Genomic DNA, 15,704 nt, shown 5'->3' with positions numbered 1-15,704 from the left:
AGATGTGGATGTCGCAGACCTGACCCCGGCGCAGGCGCGCGAGCGCTTCCGCGCGGGCGAGCGGGTGCCGACCGCGGGCTGGTGCTCCGGCTGGACGCAGGCCAATCTGATCGCCGTGCCCAGGAAGCTGGGCTACGAGCTGCTGCTGTTCGCACAACTGAACTCGCAGGCGTGCCCGGTGCTGGACGTGGGGGAGCCGGGGGCGTGGTCCACCGCGTTGTTCCCTGGTGACCTGCGTACCGATCTGCCGGGATACCGCGTCTATCGCGACGGACGGCCGGTCGCCGACCTCGACGACGTCGTCGCCGAGTGGCGTGACGACCTCGTGGCCTTCCTCATCGGCTGCAGCTTCACCTTCGAGCAGGCGCTGCTGCGGGCCGGGGTGCCGATCAGGCACCTCGAGCTGGGGACGAACGTGCCGATGTACCGGACGAACGTGCCCTGCCATCCGGTCGGCCCGTTGTCGGGCCCGCTGGTGGTGTCGATGCGGCCGGTCCCGGCGGCGCTCGTGGACGTCGCGATCGAGGTCAGTGGCCACTACCCGCAGGTGCACGGAGCGCCCGTGCACGTGGGCGACCCGGCCGCGATCGGGATCGCCGACCTCGGCCGGCCCGACTTCGGCGATCCGGTGGAGGTGCGGCCCGGCGAGGTGCCGCTGTTCTGGGCCTGCGGCGTGACGCCGCAGGCGGTGATCATGGCCAGTGGCGTGGACTTCGCGATCGGCCACCTGCCGGGCCACATGGCGATCATCGACGCGCGCGACGCCGAGTATCGAGTGCCTTAACGCGATATTTCGCCCACAGGGCGAAATATCGTTAATGCGATCCGTGCGGGCGCGGTGGGATGCCCGCAGTCGTCAGCTGCTCGCCGACCGGCCGCGCGCCAGGACGGTTGTCGATCTCCAGATGCGGTACGGCCGGCGGCTCGGACACCCGGATCGCCGCCAGATACGCCTCGAACGCCGCCAGCTTGCCCGCGTCCTTCTCCAACCCCCTGGCCACCAGTCGCTCGCGCAGGGTCGGCCCGTCCGAGCGGACCCAGATGAGCCTGACCGGATTACCACCCAGCTCGCCGACCCAGCGCTCCCACAGCCGCGCCGAGTGCACCTGGGCGGTGAACGGGCCGTCGAGCAGCACCGGGCAGCCGTGCTCGCGGATCTGCCTGGCCGTTCGGGTGAGGCCCGTGTACTCGTGCGCCTTGATGTGCTCGTCGTACCACGGACCTTCGCGTTCGCCGTGGTGCCTGCCGTACCCCCGGAGGATCTCGGCGGCGAAGTCGCCGTACACGGTGTCCTTGTCGAGCAGTGCGGCCGGCGGGTCGAGGCGGGCGAGCAGCGCCGCCGCGACGGTGGACTTGCCCGCGCCCGGCGGGCCGCTGATCACCCATAGCGTGCTCATGGGGACAGTGTCGCGTACGCGGATCTGCGTACGCGGGTGACGCGGCTCGGCGGACGACCGGAGGCGGGGGCGCCGACAGACTCGGCTCATGCTGACCGTGCTGTTCAGGGCGTTCCGGGTGCCGGATCTCCGTAAGAAGTTACTGTTCACGCTGGCCGTCATCGGGCTGTTCCGGCTGGGACAGATCCTGCCGGCGCCGGGAGTGGACGTCGTGGCGGTCCAGCAGTGCCTGGGTACGGCGCGTGGCGGGCTGTTCGACATGGTGCAGATGCTCAGCGGCGGCGCGATGCTGAAGCTGTCGGTCTTCGCGCTGGGCGTCATGCCGTACATCACCGCGAGCATCATCATGCAGCTCCTGACCGTCGTCGTGCCACGGCTCGAGACGCTCAGGAAGGAAGGGCAGTCCGGGCAGGCGAAGATCACCCAGTACACGCGTTACCTGACCATCGGGCTGGCCGTGCTCAACGCCACCACGGTGGTCGCGCTGGCGCGCGGCGGGCAGCTGCTGCCCGGGTGCGCGCGGCCGCTGCTGCGCGACGAGAGCCTGCTGGGCGTCGCGGTGGTGGTGGTCACCCTGGTGGCGGGGACCAGCATGGTGATGTGGCTGGGCGAGCTGGTGACCGACCGGGGGATCGGGAACGGGATGTCGATCCTGATGTTCACGCAGGTCGTGGCCTTCTTCCCGTCGTACATGTCGACCATCTTCGTGCTCAGCCCGTTCGCCTTCGGCATGCTGCTGGTGACCGGGGTGTTCCTGGTGGCGGCCGTGGTGTTCATCGAGCAGGCGCAGCGGCGCATCCCCGTGCAGTACGCCAAGCGGGCGGTGGGGCGGCGGATGTACGGCGGGAGTAGCACCTACATCCCCCTGAAGGTCAACCAGGCGGGGATCGTGCCGGTCATCTTCGCCACGTCGCTGTTGTACCTGCCGACGCTGGCCGCCCCGCTGCTCGGTGACGAGGTCGGCGGCTGGCTGTCGCGGAACGTCACCGCCGGCACGCACCCGCTCTACATGATCGGATTCTTCCTGCTGATCGTGGGATTCGCGTACTTCTACGTGTCGATCACCTTCAATCCCGTCGAGGTGGCCGACAACATGCGGCGGTACAGCGGGTTCGTGCCGGGCATTCGCCCTGGCGCGCCGACGGCGCGGTATCTGGCGTACGTGCTGTCGCGGCTGACGGCGCCCGGGGCCGTCTACCTGGGAGTTCTGGCGCTGTTGCCGCTGCTCGCGTTCGCGATCCTGCGGGATCCGAGCACCCAGCAGAACTTCCCGTTCGGGGGGACCAGCATCCTGATCATGGTGGGGGTGGGGCTCGACACGGTGAAACAGATCGAGGCGCAGCTTCAGCAGCGCAACTACGAGGGGTTCCTCAGATAGTTACGGCGGTACGGCCAGGTCGGCTGGCTACGCCGGTAGGGCCAGGTCGGCTGGCTACGTCGGTACGGCCAGGCCGGCGCGCATCGCGAACACGACCAGCTGGGCGCGGTCGCGGGCGTGCAGCTTGACCATGGCCCGGCTGACGTGCGTGCGGACGGTGTCGGGGCTGATCACCAGCTCCTTGGCGATCTCCTCGTTGGACCGGCCGGTGGCCACCCAGGCGACCAGTTCGCGTTCGCGCGGCGTGAGGGTGTCGAGGCCCTCGACCGGTTCGGTGCCGTGGCGGCCGAACAGGCCGATGACCTTCCTGGTGATCGCGGGCGACAGCAGTGCCTCGCCCGCGGCCACCACCCGGACCGCGCCGGCCAGCTCGTCGGGGGCGCTGTCCTTGAGCAGGAACCCGCTGGCACCGGCCTGGAGCGCGGCGAAGATGTACTCGTCCACGGCGAACGTGGTCACCACCACGATCCTGGTGCCGCTCAGCTCACGGTCACCGGCGATGGCCCGCAGGGTCGCCAGGCCGTCCATACCGGGCATGCGGATGTCGAGCAGGAGTACGTCGGGACGGGTGCGGCGGATGAGCTGGAGCGCCGCCGCGCCGTCGGCCGCCTCGCCGACGCACTCCAGGCCAGGCTCCCGATCCAGCAACGCCCTGAGCCCCATCCGTACGACGGCCTGATCGTCGGCGACGGCCACCCGGATCACCGGCTCCTGCCCGGCTTCCTTGGGTACCTCGGCTGGGGCGGGGGTCACGCGAGGTCTGCCGGGGAGTCGGCGGTGTCGTGGTGGGCTGAGCCGTTCGGGGATGAGGGCTGCCGGTTGTGGTGAGCTGAGCCGTTCTGAGGTCCGGGTTGCCGGTTGTGGTGGGCTGAGCCGTTCTGAGGTCCGGGTTGCCGGTTGTGGTGGGCTGAGCCGTTCGGGGATGAGGGTTGCCGCGGGAGTGTGGCGAGGACCTGGAAGCCGCCGCCGTCCCGTGGGCCCGCCGTGAAGTGTCCGCCTGCGGCGACCACCCTGGCCCGCATCCCGGCCAGCCCCCGGCCCTCGGTCATGCCTGCCCGGCCGCGCTCCCCAGTCGTCCCTGCTCGGCCGCGCTCCCCAGTCGTCCCTGCTCGGCCGCGCTCCCCGATCGTGCTTGCTCGCCCGCGCTCCCCGGCCGTCCCTGCCCGGCCGCGATCCTCGGCCGCTCCCGGCTGGTCGGCGCCTTGGTCGGTGCCCCGGTCGGCGATTTCCAGGACGAGCGGCCCGGCCGGGTCGCCGGACAGCCGTACGAGCGCCTGCGTCGGGCCGGCGTGGCGCAGGACGTTGGTGAGCGACTCGCGTACCACTGCGTAGACGGTCGCGCTGAGGTGGGCGGGCACGGCGGGGTCGGCGGGTTCCATGTCCACCGCGAGCCCCGCGGCCCGGACCCCGTCGATGAGGCTCGGCAGGTCGTGCGCGCCGTCCCGCGCGTCATCGGCGCTGGCGTGCGGGTCCTGGGTGCTGTCGCGCGGGTCGAGCCGGTCGAGTGCGGCGCGTAGCTGGGTGAGGGCCGTCGTGCTGGTCTCCTTGATCGCCAGCAGCGAGGCGCGCGCCTGCTCGGGGTCGTCGTCGAGCGTGACGAGCGCGAGCCCGGCCTGCAGGGCGATGGCCGCCAGCCCGTGCCCGGCGGCGTCGTGCACCTCCCCGGCGATCCGCGCCCGCTCGGCGGCGAGCACGTTCTCCCGGCGCTCGTCACCCGATACGCCGTCACCCGATACGCCGTCGCCCGATGCGCCGTCACCCGATACGCCGTCACAGGGGACGTCGCCACGGAGGGTATCGCTATGGAGGGCGTCGCCACAGGGCGCGCCGTCACGGAGGGCACGGACCGTGCGGTGTGCCGGGGTGAGGCTGTGGGCGGCCGGGATGCCCCAGGCCATGGCGGGTGTCGCGGTCGCCAGCGAACCGGTTCGCACGGCATCGGCGGTGGCGCCGGTTCGTACGGCATCGGCGGTGGCGCCGGTTCGTACGGCTTCGGAGGGCAAGCCGGTTCGTACGGCTTCGGAGGGCAAGCCGGTTCGTACGGCATCGGAGGGCGTGCCGACTCGTAAGGCATCGGTGGAGGTGCCGGCTCCGGCCGTGCCCGTGGAGATGATCGGCGGCGGCTCGGCCTCCGCAGCGGCGGCGGCAGCGGCGGCGCGTGCCTGGGCCAGGCCGCTGAAGGACCACGGGACGGCCAGCCAGCCCGCCCAGGCCAGCATGATCACGACCGGGACGTCACCCAGCCGGGCCATGCGGGACAGCGCCTTGAACGGCCCGCGCGGGCCGTCACCGCTGTGCGTGTGCTCGGTCACCGTCCCCCTACCTGGCCAGGCTCACTCAGCCCATAATCCTAGCCAGTTTCCCGCCCTCCGGTTGGCGGCCGGACCACCCGGACCCCCAAGAGACGATCTTGTGGTGGGCGGTCAGCCGCCCACCTGGAGCGCAGCCGCCCACCTGGTGCGCTGTTCGGGGTCAAGCGGCTCCGCCCGGAGTGCAGCCGCCCACCTGGTGTGCAGCCGCCCACCTGGTGCGCGGCCGCCCACCTGGAGCGCTGTTCGGGTCAAGCGGAACCGCTGGTCAGCCAGCGCAGCGGGTTGTCCCGAGTGACGAGGCGGATCGTGTCGTCGGTGACCCCGGACTCGCGCAGGCGCGGCAGCAGCGTGTGGAACAGGTGCGCGTAGCCGGGCCCGCCGTACCGGTTGACCTGCGCGATCCGGCTCACGCCGGTGCTGAGCAGGAGGCGGTCGGCGTGGCCGTCCTCGATGAGGCCGAGCGCGATCCTGGCCGACTGGTCCGTGCCGAGGCTGAGTGAGCCCAGGCTGACGTACGCGCCGGCCTCGGCGATCTTGCGGGCGACGGCCGGGTCACCGCCCGCGTAGCCCACGCTCACCCTGTCGCCGGTCAGGCCCTGGGCGAGGAGGATCTCCAGCATGGCCAGCCCGTTGTGCCCGTACGTGGCCACGGGCAGGCGGGAGGCCAGCGCGGCGCGGGCGGCGGCGATCAGGCAGCGTTCCTCGGCCGGGGTGGGCTCTTTGCCGCAGCAGCCGGCCTGGCCGATCACGCCGGGGAAAACGCCGATGTCGTCGAGGCCGTCGGAGATCTCGCTCATCAGTCGCCTCGTGAGCGTCTCGACGTCCGCGTCGCGGGGACCGCTGAACGGCCCGGCGAACAGGCCCGTCGCCGCGATCACCGGAACCCGGCTGCCCATGGCGATCCGGGCCAGGGCGGCGGCGTCGCGGCCCATACCCTGGCAGGTAAGATCGATGATCAAGCCGAGGTGGTCGGACTGGCGCACCTCGCGGAGTTCTGTGGTGACGGTCTGGTCCTCGTCGAGCCACCGATAGGGGTCGGAGTCGATGCCGGTCGCCCAGCGCATGTCGGTGCGCAGGTGCTCGCGGGGAAGGACGGCGCCGTCGATGGCGGTCGCGGGTACGGGACCGGTGACGGTACGAAGCATGGCCTCGGGCATAGGAGACGGTAACCGATTTTTGCCCGAAGTCGCCTATAAAAGCATGAAATTTTACGTTTCGTGCGGTTTGTCGATTTGGCGGGTTGCCGGGTTGGTAAGGCAGCCTATTTCAGGTCGCTTCGGCCGTATCCTTGGGGGCACATCGACCGTGCGGGGGAGTACGTTGCCGATCCAGGACTCCGAGACCGGAGACGCCGACGCGATCAAGGATGAGTCGGCCGACCGTTCCAGCATGCCCGAGCGCCGCTCGGGCATCCACGGCTGGCTGGACGGCGTGCGGTCCACCCGCGCGGGCGCGCTCACGCTGAAGATCGTCATCGGCGCCATCGGCGCGATCATGGTGGTGGGCGGCCTGATCATGGTGCCGTTCCCCGGGCCGGGCTGGCTGGTCGTGTTCGCGGGGCTGGCCGTGCTGGCCACCGAGTTCCACTGGGCGCGCCGGGCGCTGGAGTTCGGCAAGCGGGTGCTGCACGACTGGACCGAATGGTACAAACGGCAGGGCTGGACGGTCCGTGTCATCGTGCTCATCGTGACCGTGGCCGTCGCGGCCGTGATCGTCTACTTCGGCCTCAGGACGCTCGGCATCGATCTGATCGAGCTGGCCCGGCGCATTATCTAGACCGGGTCGTTATCGCTGCCGGAAATCAGGCCATCCGGTGCCTATTCTGCGGGGCGTGATCGCCCACATCGCCGTCGCCCTGTCGCTCGCCCTGCTCGCTCCGGCCACGCCCGCCGCCGCCGGCACCGCCGAGCTCCTGACCGCCCAGGAGGACACACTGCCCCTTCCCGGCGTCAGTGTGAAATATCAGGAAAAGGTGGGTGATCCCGTACGGCTCAGCAGCTACGGCCTGGGCACCAAGAGCACCTTCCTCAGGGCCAAGACCGGCAACACGTTCGTCAATCAGCCGACCCTGTCGGAGGCGGCGGTCTCGCCCGACGCCGCCACGGTGGCCGGTGTCCCGAAGTCCTACCGGGCAGGCTACGACTCGCTCCTGCTCACCGACCGCGCCAGCGGCCAGACCAGGCGGGTCCGTACGGTCAAGAAGCCCCTGGCCGCCTCGTACATCTCATGGTCGCGGGACGGCAAGCGGGTGGCGCTGACCGTCGAGCAGAAGGCCGGCGGGAAGTGGCGGACCGTCGGCTTCACCGTCGTCGACGTGGTGGCGGGCACCGCGCGCACGGTCCGCCCGGCCGGGCTCGACGAGAGCGCGGACTTCTGGTGGAGCCCCGGCGGCGACCTCGTCGCCAGGTTCGGCGACGGCCTGCGGACCTACCGGGCCAGTGACGGCGCGGCTCTGCGCACGTTCGCGGGCGTCGGGCTGCCGACCGGGCCGGAGGACGCCTTCTCGCCGTCGGGCAGCCGCCTGACCACGTGGTGCCCCACCCGCTTCAAGGAGCAGCTCTGCCTGGTGAACCCAGCCACGGGCAAGATCGCGGGCCGGGTGGCGGTCAGCCCCGAGATGCTCTGGGGCTGGTGGGACGAGAGCCATGTCATCGCGGTCATGGCCCACCAGGGCGCCTACCGCCTGTCGGTGGTCGACCTGACAGGCAAGGTCACACGGGTGCTGGCCGGCATCCCGTCCCAGACGTGGAAGGCGAGCCTTTGGATGACCTTCAGGCGCCCGTGAAACCTACAGGTAGAGGCCGGTGCCGTGGTCGGTCTCCTGCGTGGCCACGGCGTGCAGGTCGCGCTCGCGCATGACGAGGTAGACCTGCGCGTGCAGCTCCACCTCGAACTGGTCCTCCGGGTTGAGCAGCACCTTGTCGCCCACCTTGACCGCGCGCACGTTCGAGCCGACCCCGCAGACCTCGCCCCAGGCCAGCCGGTTGGCCAGCTTGACCGTCGCGGGGATGACGATCCCGGAGCCGCTGCGCCGCTCCTCGGTCTCTTGCTCCAGCCGGATCATCACCCGGTCGTTGAGCATCTGGATCTCGAACTTGGGTGCTACCACGCGCTCAGTTTACGGTCATCCGGACTCCCGCGAACCGATAACCGCGACGTCAGGGCAGTGTGAGCTCGGCGAAGACGGGCCGATGGTCGGAGTTGGCCAGCGACTCGACCGAGAACGCGCGTACCCCTATCCCGGCGGAGGCCAGCACATGGTCGATCACCACGCCGGGAGCCCGCCCGCCGCTGGGCCAGTACGTCGCGGTGAAGCCCCGTCCGGTGACGTCGGCCGCGTCGCGGTAGCCGGCGGCCAGTAGGTCGCGCATGGGCATGTGGTCGAGCGTGGCGTTGAAGTCGCCGGCGAGCACCCGCGCGGCCCCACCGCCGCGAGGCAGCGCGACCAGCCCCTGCCGCCAGCAGGGCGTGCGTCCCTCGTACTTGGGCGCGCACGGGTGCACCGACACCACCTCGATCTTCGTCCCGCCCGGCTCCGCGAGCACCGCCCTGGCCTGCCCGAACGCGCCGAACTGGATGGCCGGCCCCGCCGTGAGCGGATGGCGCGAGTAGATGCCGGAGCCGCCCACGCCCGGCAGCGCCCGGACCACGGCCTGCGGCAACGTCTTGCGCAGCCCCGCCCGGTCGAGTGCCGCCGCGGCCTTCGGAGTGAGCTCCTGCAGCGTCAGTACGTCCGGTCGGAGCCTGGCGACCAGGTCCATCAGCCCCGCCGTGTCGGCCGAGCCCACCATCAGGTTGGCCGCCAGCACCCGCAGCGTCCGCCCGCCCGCGGCCGACTTGCCGCCCGCGACCGACGCGCCGCCCGCGACCGGCTCGCCGTCGGCGAACCAGCGAGGCAGTACGGCCAGCGCCAGGGCGGCCACGGTGACGAGCGCGACCGCCCCGGCGACCCACCGCCGCAGCGCCCCGGCCAGGACGAGGGCGAGTACGGAGGCCGCCGCGGCGTACGGCGTGAACGCCACGATCGGCACCCAAGGCCACAACGCGTCGTACGGGCTCACCCGCAGCGCCGCCCACACCGCGAGCGGAGCCACTACCAACCACACCAGAACGCTCACCAAAGTTCGCACCCGCACCTCCTCCCATGTATTGCCACAAATCATCACAAAGGTTCACGTCATGAGATGGTGGGCTCCATGCGCGACGCGGAAGCCAGGGTCCTCCAGGCCATCGACGACACCGACACCGTGAACCTGCTGGCCGAGACCGTCAGGGTGCCCAGCGTGACGGGCACCGACGCGGAGTCCGACCTGCAGCACCGCCTGGCTCGCCTGCTCACCGAAGCCGATCTGGACGTGGACGTCTGGAAGCTGGACCTCGACGACCTCGGCCGCCGCGCGGGTTTCCCCGGCACCGAGGCGCCCAGGGCCGAGGGCTACGGCGTGGTGGCCGTGACCGGCGGCGAAGGCACACCGGCACTGGCGCTGCAGGGTCACGTCGACGTCGTGCCCATCGGTGACCCGGCCCAGTGGGAGGGGAACGACCCGTTCGCCGCCAGAATCACCGGCGACACCCTGCACGGCCGCGGCGCCTGCGACATGAAGGCCGGGCTGGCCGCCAACCTCGCCGTCGTCCGCGCTCTCAAGAGCGCCGGTGTACGGCTGGCCCGGCCGCTGGCCGTGCACTGCGTGATCAGCGAGGAGGACGGCGGCCTCGGCGCGTTCGCCACGCTGGCCAGGGGCCACACGGCGGAGGCGGCGGTCATCACCGAGCCCACCGGGGGCGCCGTCATCACGGCCAACGCGGGCGCGCTGACGTTCCGCATGGAGGTGGTGGGCCGGGCCGCGCACGCGGCCACCCGGTACGAGGGGGTCAACGCGGTCGAGGTGTTCTGGCCGGTGTTCGAGGCGATCCGGCGCCTGGAGGCCGAGCGCAACCGTGACGTGCCGGCCGTGTTCGCCGGGAACGCGATGCCGTACCCGATCGAGATCGGCACCGTGCGGGCGGGCGACTGGGCCAGCAGCGTGCCCGACCTGCTCGTCGCGGAGGGCCGGATGGGCGTCCGGCTCGACGAGGACCCGGCGGCGGCGCGGGCCGCGTTCGAGGAGGCGGTGCTGTCGGTCGCGCACCCGTGGCTGCGCGACCACCCGCCGGCGATCACCTGGCCGGGCGGCCAGTTCGCCAGCGGGCGGCTGCCCGAGGCGCACCCGCTGCTGGCGGAGCTGGCCGGGGCGGTCGCCGACACGACGGGCGCGCGGCCGATGGAGAAGGCCGCGCCGTACGGGAGCGACCTGCGGCTCTACGCGGCGGGCGGGATCCCGGCGCTGCACTACGGCCCCGGCGACGTACGGTACGCGCACGCCCCCAGGGAACAGGTCGAGCTGCGGGAGCTGCGTGAGGTCACACGAGCGCTGGCAACGCTCGTGGTGCGCCGTTGCGGAACACTTTGAGCAGCGCCCCCGGACTCATCCCTGAGAAAACTGTGGCTTCCAGAGGGTCACCTGGCCCTGCCTTCCCCTTCCTTTGGCACGCTCCAAGAACTACGTTCTACGAGGACTCCACCGGCAGGCCCGCCGTCACCCAGTCCTCGATCCCCTCGACGTACCTGCGCACGTTCGTGTAGCCGAGGGCGGTCAGGCGGCGGGCGACGGCCTTGCTGTTGTTGCAGGCCGGGTTCGAGCAGTAAGTGACGATCGGCGCGTCCTTGTCGGGCAGCAGCGCGGGCGCCCGCTCCACGACCTCGCTCTCGACCAGCGCGATGGCACCCGGCAGGTGCTGCTGGTCGTAGTAGGCGCCGCCGAGCGTGTCGAGCACGGTGACCGTGCCGAGTGCCGCTCGGAGCTCATCGCGGGTGATGGTCATTGTGGCCTCCGGTTCAAATGGACTACAGTCCGGTTTGTGGATGGCTCGAAAGCTAACGGACCGCGGTCCGGTTCGTCAAGACAGAGACTGGAACTGCTTCGCGGGGGTCCGGTCAACGAGCGTGCGGACGCGGCGCGCAACAGGGAGAAGGTCCTGGCCGCCGCGGCCAGACTGTTCGCCGAGAAGGGGGTCGAAGCGGTCTCCATGGACGCGATCGCGACGGAGGCCGGGGTGGGGAAGGGCACGCTGTTCCGCAGATTCGGGGACAAGTCCGGGCTGGCGGTGGCGCTGCTCGACGAGCGCGAGCGGGTGCTGCAGGAACGCATCCTGTCCGGCCCGCCGCCGCTGGGTCCCGGCGCGCCCGCCCGCGACCGGCTCACCGCCTTCGTCGACGCCTATCTGGACTACTTGTTCGCCCACCTCGACCTGGTACGCATGTCCGAGACGGCCAGTCCGGGCGCCCGCTACCGGATCGGGGCCTATCGCTTCTGGCACCGCCACGCGGCCATTCTGCTGGCGGCGTCGCGTCCGGGTTCCGACGCGGACGTGCTGTCCCACGCGCTGCTGGCGGCCACCGCCGCGGAGGTGGCGGGTGTGCTCAGGCAGGAGTACGGCGAGGCCCGCGCACGCGACGCGATCACCGCCCTGGTCGGGGCCCTGGTGGGGTGAGGGGATGAAAGGGGGCAAGCCGGTGAACCAGGGCGGCGGCCCCTGCCGGAAAGGCGGGCACGACCGGACGGGTCAGCGGTGCTCGGTCTGGCTGCCCTCCTCGCGTGTCCTTGAGGCGCCCGGTTTGAGCGGGTAGCGGCAGGGCAGGTGACGGCGACGGGGCATTCGGGGGTGAAGTGTCGGCTTTGGACGCACGCGGCCGTTGCGGAGCAGCTCGCAATCTTGCTTCAGGAGGTGCGTGATGCGCCTGCCCACTGCCCGCGGCCCGATCACCGCCGAAATCTTCGCCCGGCTCGGCGGCCCGCCGGGTGAGCTGGAGCCGCCGCCGAGCACTCCTCCGCCTACCTGGGCGCTGTACGACGGCGATCTCCAACTCGCCCTCTTCACCTGCTATGAGCTGCACTACCGCGGCTTCGATGACGTGGACGACCGCTGGGAGTGGCAGCCGTCTCTGCTGGCCGCCCGCCGGGAGCTGGAACACTGCCTGGAGTCGGCGCTCGCGCTCGCCGTGCCGCGTCGCCCGCCGGCCGTACCGCCGCAGCAGGTGCGTCACGCGCTGACCGAACTGGTGGCCAAGGAGGAGGCGAGCGGCCCTTCGCTGGCGGCCCACCTCCAGCGCGAGGCCGACCTGGAGCGGTTCCGCGAGTTCGTGGTGCACCGCTCGATCTATCACCTCAAAGAGGCCGACCCGCACACGTGGGCGATCCCGCGCCTGCACGGCGGCCCCAAGGCGGCCCTGGTCGAGATCCAGGCCGACGAGTACGGCGGCGGGCGGGCAGAGCGCATGCACGCCGAGCTGTTCAGGACCACGATGACCGGGCTCGGCCTGGACGACTCCTACGGCGCTTACCTGTCGCGGGTGCCCGGCATCACGCTGGCCGTCTCGAACGTCATGTCGCTGTTCGGGCTGCACCGGCGGCTGCGCGGCGCGCTGGCGGGACACCTCGCGGCGCTGGAGATGACCTCGTCGCTGCCCAACCGCCGCTACGCCCTGGCCCTGCGCCACCTCGGCGGCGACGCGGCCACCACCCGCTTCTACGAGGAGCACGTGCAGGCGGACGCGGTGCACGAGCAGGTTGCCGCGCACGACCTCTGCGCCGGTCTGGCCGCCCAGGAGCCGTCGCTGAGCGGCGACATCCTGTACGGCGCGGCCTGCGCCCTGGCCGTCGAACGCCGCTGGGCCGAGCACGTCATCGACCGCTGGCAGCAGGGCGCCAGCTCGCTGGAAGGCCACGGTGACCCGGCAGGCCACGGTGACCCGGCAGGCCACGGTGACCTGGAAGGCCACGGTGACCTGGAAGGCCACGGTGACCTGGAAGGCCACGGTGACCTGGAAGGCCACGGTGACCTGGAAGGCCATGGGCCAAGGGGCCATGCGCTGGAGCGCGACGCCCTGGAGAGTGAGGTCGCGGCGGAGAGCCCATGCCATGTCACCAGCCGTTTCCCCGATCGCCATGCCGGGTGAGCGACCCGCCACGGCAGACGGCAGGTGGCTCGACTACGTGCTCCCGCTCCGCTGGGAGGACGACGCGGGCCTGGACGAGCTGACCGGCTACCTTCGCACCCTCACCCAGCACGCCCGCGTCATAGTCGTGGACGGCAGTCCGGCCGCCCTGTTCGCCCGCCACGCCCGCCGCTGGCGCGGCCTGGTCACCCACGTGCGTCCCGACCCTGGTCTCCGCCACGCCAACGGCAAGGTGGCCGGGGTGACGACCGGGCTGCGGCTGGCCCGGGCGGAGCGGGTGGTGATCGCCGACGACGACGTGCGGTACGACGGGGCCGCGCTGGCCGCCGTCCACTCGCTCCTCGACCACGCCGACCTTGTCCGGCCGCAGAACCACTTCGATCCGCTGCCCTGGCACGCCCTCTGGGACACCGCCCGCACGCTGCTCAACCGTAGCCTCGGCGCGGACTATCCGGGCACGTTCGGCATCCGCCGCGCCTTCTTCGAAGAGATGGGCGGCTACGACGGCGACGTCCTGTTCGAGAATCTTGAGCTAATCCGCACCGTACGTGCGCATGGTGGCACGGAGGCCCGCCCGCCCGGCCTCTACGTGCGCCGCCTGCCACCGGACGCGGGGCGGTTCTGGTCGCAACGGGTGCGGCAGGCCTACGACGATCTGGCGCAGCCACTCCGGCTGGCGACGTTCCTGGCCGTTCTCCCGGCGGTTGCCACCGCGCTGCTCCGGCGCCGGTACGCGCCGCCTGCCGCCGCCGCGCTACTGGCCATCGCGCTGGCCGAGGCCGGTCGTCGCCGGGGCGGAGGCCGCCGGGTGTTCCCGTGGGCGGCGTCGTTGTTCGCACCCGTCTGGGTGCTGGAGCGGGCCGTCTGCACCTGGCTCGCCGTAGCTGCGGCGCTGCGGGGCGGTGTTCCCTACGCGGGCCGCCGCCTGCGGATAGCCGCCCACTCCACCCGAACGCTGCGGCGTCGGGCGCGCCTGCAGAATCAGAGGGGCGGGTCCGGCTCGCTGGCGGCGCGGAAGCCGATCGCCTTGTGCGAGCCGTCGCAGAACGGCTTGGCGGAGGAAGCCCCGCACCGGCACAGCGCCACCGTCGCCCGCCCCGGCTCCACGACCGTCCCGTCCTGAGTCACCAGCGAGAACGACCCTCTGAGCAACAGCGGACCGTCCTCGCACAGGGTCACCCTCGCCACCTCATCGTCCATCAGCCCCTCCTGCCCCGCAGGTCATAGCCAAAACGACGTCCCAGGTGCGAAATCGACACGCTAGCCGGTGATGAAGGGGGCGTATCCAGTCGGGACCTCGCTGACCTGTAGGTCCGAGAAGAGCAGGGTGAGATGGTGCGCGTTGGTTTCGAGGCGAACCTCGTGGAAGTCGATTCCGACGGCTTGGGCCCAACGCTGGGTCGCTTGCGACTCAGGGAGAACCGTCGCGCCTGGGTACAAGCCGTGCCACTTCACACCCCAGACGTATCCGTCGAGGTCGACACCGGTCTGGTAGTCGATGAGGCGGTCGTCGAGAGAGACACGCCAGATCTCGGGCGCCAGCGACGACTCGCAGCGGGCCTCGACGCAGTACCTGAAGAGATACCGCAGGTAGGCCGGCTCGACCCCAGTCCGAGGATCGGCTGTCACGTAGACGATGACCTCGTAGTCGCGCATGTAGTTGGTGTATCCGTGGTGCACGACGGCGTGATCGAAGGTCTCGTCCAACATCTGCGCAAGTACTGCGGCGTCCATGCCGCCGTTCTACCTCACGTGATCAGCCCTCCGGGGAGAGATGGATCAGGCCGTCGTTCTCACCTGGCGGCGCGCCTCGGGAATGATGAGCGGGGTGCCCGACTGGGGATCCTCGATGATCTCGCATCGCAGGTCGAACACCTGGGCCACCAGGTCGGGCGTGACGATCCCGGCCGGTTCGCCCTCGGCCACGATGGCGCCCTCGCGCATGACGATGAGGTGGGTGGCGTAGCGGCACGCCTGGTTGAGGTCGTGCAGGACCGCCACCATCGTGCGTCCGGCCTCGTGCAGGTCGGCGCAGAGGTCCAGCACCTCGATCTGGTGGGAGATGTCGAGGAACGTCGTCGGCTCGTCGAGCAGCAGGATCGGCGTCTCCTGGGCCAGCGCCATGGCCAGCCACACGCGCTGCCGCTGGCCGCCGGACAGCTCGTCCACGATCCGGTCGGCCAGTTCGGACACGTCGGTGGCGCGCATCGCCTCGGTCACCGCGGCCTCGTCCGCGCGTGACCACTGCCGCATCAGCTTCTGGTGCGGATAGCGGCCGCGGGCCACCAGATCCGTCACGGTGATGCCGTCGGGCACGATCGAGCTCTGTGGCAGCAGGCCGAGTCGCCTGGCCACCTCCTTCGACGGCAGCGAGGTGATCACGCTGCCGTCGAGGTGGACGGCGCCCTTCCTGGGCTTGAGCATTCTGGCCAGGGCGCGCAGGAGGGTGGACTTGCCGCAGGCGTTCGGGCCGATGATCACGGTGAACGACTCGTCGGGGATCGTCACGTCCAGCTCGGCCGCCACGACGCGCTGGTCGTAGGCGAGGGTGAGGTCGCTGCCCGACAGCCGGGCGGACTCGGACTGGGGGAGGGCCATCAGGGGCGGTCCTTTCGCGCGAG

The 15,704-nt window shown here is 71.2% G+C and carries 17 protein-coding genes and 1 pseudogene; 8 read left to right on the top strand and 10 right to left on the bottom strand.

Annotation, left to right across the window (positions count from 1 at the left end; translation table 11 throughout):
- Nucleotides 1-4: 4 nt before the first annotated feature.
- On the top strand, nucleotides 5-784 hold the full coding sequence (locus AB0H88_RS03025) for a putative hydro-lyase (RefSeq protein WP_357640520.1): 780 nt from the start codon (nucleotides 5-7) through the stop codon (nucleotides 782-784).
- Nucleotides 785-815: 31 nt separating this feature from the next.
- Here the strand turns inward: AB0H88_RS03025 and AB0H88_RS03020 are convergent, their stop codons facing one another.
- Nucleotides 816-1,397: an ATP-binding protein gene (locus AB0H88_RS03020; protein ID WP_357640517.1), complete on the bottom strand. Its 582-nt coding sequence runs from the start codon at nucleotides 1,395-1,397 to the stop codon at nucleotides 816-818.
- A gap of 88 nt (nucleotides 1,398-1,485) precedes the next feature.
- Here AB0H88_RS03020 and secY point away from each other — a divergent pair, with 88 nt between their 5' ends.
- Complete coding sequence (gene secY / locus AB0H88_RS03015; protein WP_357640514.1) at nucleotides 1,486-2,775, top strand: preprotein translocase subunit SecY; 1,290 nt, start codon at nucleotides 1,486-1,488, stop codon at nucleotides 2,773-2,775.
- Nucleotides 2,776-2,829: 54 nt separating this feature from the next.
- Here the strand turns inward: secY and AB0H88_RS03010 are convergent, their stop codons facing one another.
- The 3 genes from AB0H88_RS03010 to AB0H88_RS03000 form a co-directional block, all read right to left on the bottom strand.
- Nucleotides 2,830-3,528, bottom strand: a complete 699-nt coding sequence (locus tag AB0H88_RS03010) for a response regulator transcription factor (RefSeq protein WP_357640511.1) — start codon at nucleotides 3,526-3,528, stop codon at nucleotides 2,830-2,832.
- Nucleotides 3,525-5,087 (bottom strand): histidine kinase, encoded by a 1,563-nt coding sequence (locus AB0H88_RS03005; RefSeq protein WP_357640508.1) that lies wholly within the window; start codon nucleotides 5,085-5,087, stop codon nucleotides 3,525-3,527. Before AB0H88_RS03005 ends, AB0H88_RS03010 begins: the two co-directional genes overlap by 4 nt.
- A gap of 248 nt (nucleotides 5,088-5,335) precedes the next feature.
- Entirely contained in the window at nucleotides 5,336-6,232 is an 897-nt protein-coding gene (locus AB0H88_RS03000; RefSeq protein WP_357640506.1) for an aryldialkylphosphatase, read from the bottom strand.
- A gap of 175 nt (nucleotides 6,233-6,407) precedes the next feature.
- Between AB0H88_RS03000 and AB0H88_RS02995 the strand changes: the two genes are divergently transcribed.
- Together AB0H88_RS02995 and AB0H88_RS02990 are read left to right on the top strand one after the other, a co-directional pair.
- On the top strand, nucleotides 6,408-6,863 hold the full coding sequence (locus AB0H88_RS02995; protein ID WP_357640505.1) for a TIGR02611 family protein: 456 nt from the start codon (nucleotides 6,408-6,410) through the stop codon (nucleotides 6,861-6,863).
- Between the two features lie 55 nt (nucleotides 6,864-6,918).
- Entirely contained in the window at nucleotides 6,919-7,872 is a 954-nt protein-coding gene (locus tag AB0H88_RS02990) for a hypothetical protein (RefSeq protein ID WP_357640503.1), read from the top strand.
- Between the two features lie 3 nt (nucleotides 7,873-7,875).
- On the opposite strand, the gene AB0H88_RS02985 is transcribed toward AB0H88_RS02990, so the two are convergent.
- Nucleotides 7,876-8,196 (bottom strand): co-chaperone GroES, encoded by a 321-nt coding sequence (locus tag AB0H88_RS02985; protein WP_357640500.1) that lies wholly within the window; start codon nucleotides 8,194-8,196, stop codon nucleotides 7,876-7,878.
- 49 nt (nucleotides 8,197-8,245) lie between these two features.
- A complete protein-coding gene (locus AB0H88_RS02980) occupies nucleotides 8,246-9,217 on the bottom strand; it encodes an endonuclease/exonuclease/phosphatase family protein (protein WP_357640497.1) in 972 nt (323 codons plus the stop codon).
- Nucleotides 9,218-9,283: 66 nt separating this feature from the next.
- Between AB0H88_RS02980 and AB0H88_RS02975 the strand changes: the two genes are divergently transcribed.
- A complete protein-coding gene (locus AB0H88_RS02975; protein ID WP_357640494.1) occupies nucleotides 9,284-10,537 on the top strand; it encodes an ArgE/DapE family deacylase in 1,254 nt (417 codons plus the stop codon).
- A gap of 97 nt (nucleotides 10,538-10,634) precedes the next feature.
- Here the strand turns inward: AB0H88_RS02975 and AB0H88_RS02970 are convergent, their stop codons facing one another.
- Nucleotides 10,635-10,949: a rhodanese-like domain-containing protein gene (locus AB0H88_RS02970; RefSeq protein WP_357640491.1), complete on the bottom strand. Its 315-nt coding sequence runs from the start codon at nucleotides 10,947-10,949 to the stop codon at nucleotides 10,635-10,637.
- 36 nt (nucleotides 10,950-10,985) lie between these two features.
- On the opposite strand from AB0H88_RS02970, the gene AB0H88_RS02965 reads away from it, so the two are divergent.
- From AB0H88_RS02965 to AB0H88_RS02955, 3 genes are all read left to right on the top strand, one after another.
- Nucleotides 10,986-11,618: a helix-turn-helix domain-containing protein gene (locus AB0H88_RS02965; protein ID WP_357640489.1), complete on the top strand. Its 633-nt coding sequence runs from the start codon at nucleotides 10,986-10,988 to the stop codon at nucleotides 11,616-11,618.
- Between the two features lie 241 nt (nucleotides 11,619-11,859).
- A complete protein-coding gene (locus tag AB0H88_RS02960; protein ID WP_357640486.1) occupies nucleotides 11,860-13,083 on the top strand; it encodes an iron-containing redox enzyme family protein in 1,224 nt (407 codons plus the stop codon).
- A complete protein-coding gene (locus tag AB0H88_RS02955; protein WP_357640484.1) occupies nucleotides 13,046-14,206 on the top strand; it encodes a glycosyltransferase in 1,161 nt (386 codons plus the stop codon). Before AB0H88_RS02960 ends, AB0H88_RS02955 begins: the two co-directional genes overlap by 38 nt.
- Here AB0H88_RS02955 and AB0H88_RS02950 read toward each other — a convergent pair.
- The 3 genes and pseudogenes from AB0H88_RS02950 to AB0H88_RS02940 form a co-directional block, all read right to left on the bottom strand.
- A pseudogene (locus AB0H88_RS02950) lies at nucleotides 14,170-14,283 on the bottom strand (hypothetical protein); the annotation flags it as partial. The gene AB0H88_RS02955 and the pseudogene AB0H88_RS02950 overlap by 37 nt on opposite strands.
- 60 nt (nucleotides 14,284-14,343) lie before the next feature.
- The gene (locus AB0H88_RS02945) at nucleotides 14,344-14,817 is read right to left on the bottom strand and encodes a hypothetical protein (RefSeq protein ID WP_357640481.1); all 474 of its coding nucleotides are present in this window, start codon (nucleotides 14,815-14,817) and stop codon (nucleotides 14,344-14,346) included.
- A gap of 45 nt (nucleotides 14,818-14,862) precedes the next feature.
- Nucleotides 14,863-15,681, bottom strand: a complete 819-nt coding sequence (locus AB0H88_RS02940) for an ABC transporter ATP-binding protein (RefSeq protein ID WP_357640478.1) — start codon at nucleotides 15,679-15,681, stop codon at nucleotides 14,863-14,865.
- Nucleotides 15,682-15,704 lie beyond the last annotated feature (23 nt).

The sequence above is a fragment of the Nonomuraea sp. NPDC050680 genome, from assembly GCF_040654555.1.
GTDB lineage: Bacteria > Actinomycetota > Actinomycetes > Streptosporangiales > Streptosporangiaceae > Nonomuraea.
The sequence above is the reverse complement of the archived record's forward strand: the minus strand, read 5'-3'. Positions and strand labels throughout refer to the sequence as shown.

Bases quoted from the DNA above. Each gene is read 5' to 3' on its own strand.
- AB0H88_RS03020 (WP_357640517.1), bottom strand. From the start codon at position 1,397: ATGAGCACGCTATGGGTGATCAGCGGCCCGCCGGGCGCGGGCAAGTCC.
- secY (WP_357640514.1), top strand. From the start codon at position 1,486: ATGCTGACCGTGCTGTTCAGGGCGTTCCGGGTGCCGGATCTCCGTAAG.
- AB0H88_RS03000 (WP_357640506.1), bottom strand. From the start codon at position 6,232: ATGCTTCGTACCGTCACCGGTCCCGTACCCGCGACCGCCATCGACGGC.
- AB0H88_RS02975 (WP_357640494.1), top strand. From the start codon at position 9,284: ATGCGCGACGCGGAAGCCAGGGTCCTCCAGGCCATCGACGACACCGAC.
- AB0H88_RS02970 (WP_357640491.1), bottom strand. From the start codon at position 10,949: ATGACCATCACCCGCGATGAGCTCCGAGCGGCACTCGGCACGGTCACC.
- AB0H88_RS02960 (WP_357640486.1), top strand. From the start codon at position 11,860: ATGCGCCTGCCCACTGCCCGCGGCCCGATCACCGCCGAAATCTTCGCC.
- AB0H88_RS02955 (WP_357640484.1), top strand. From the start codon at position 13,046: ATGTCACCAGCCGTTTCCCCGATCGCCATGCCGGGTGAGCGACCCGCC.
- AB0H88_RS02945 (WP_357640481.1), bottom strand. From the start codon at position 14,817: ATGGACGCCGCAGTACTTGCGCAGATGTTGGACGAGACCTTCGATCAC.
- AB0H88_RS02940 (WP_357640478.1), bottom strand. From the start codon at position 15,681: ATGGCCCTCCCCCAGTCCGAGTCCGCCCGGCTGTCGGGCAGCGACCTC.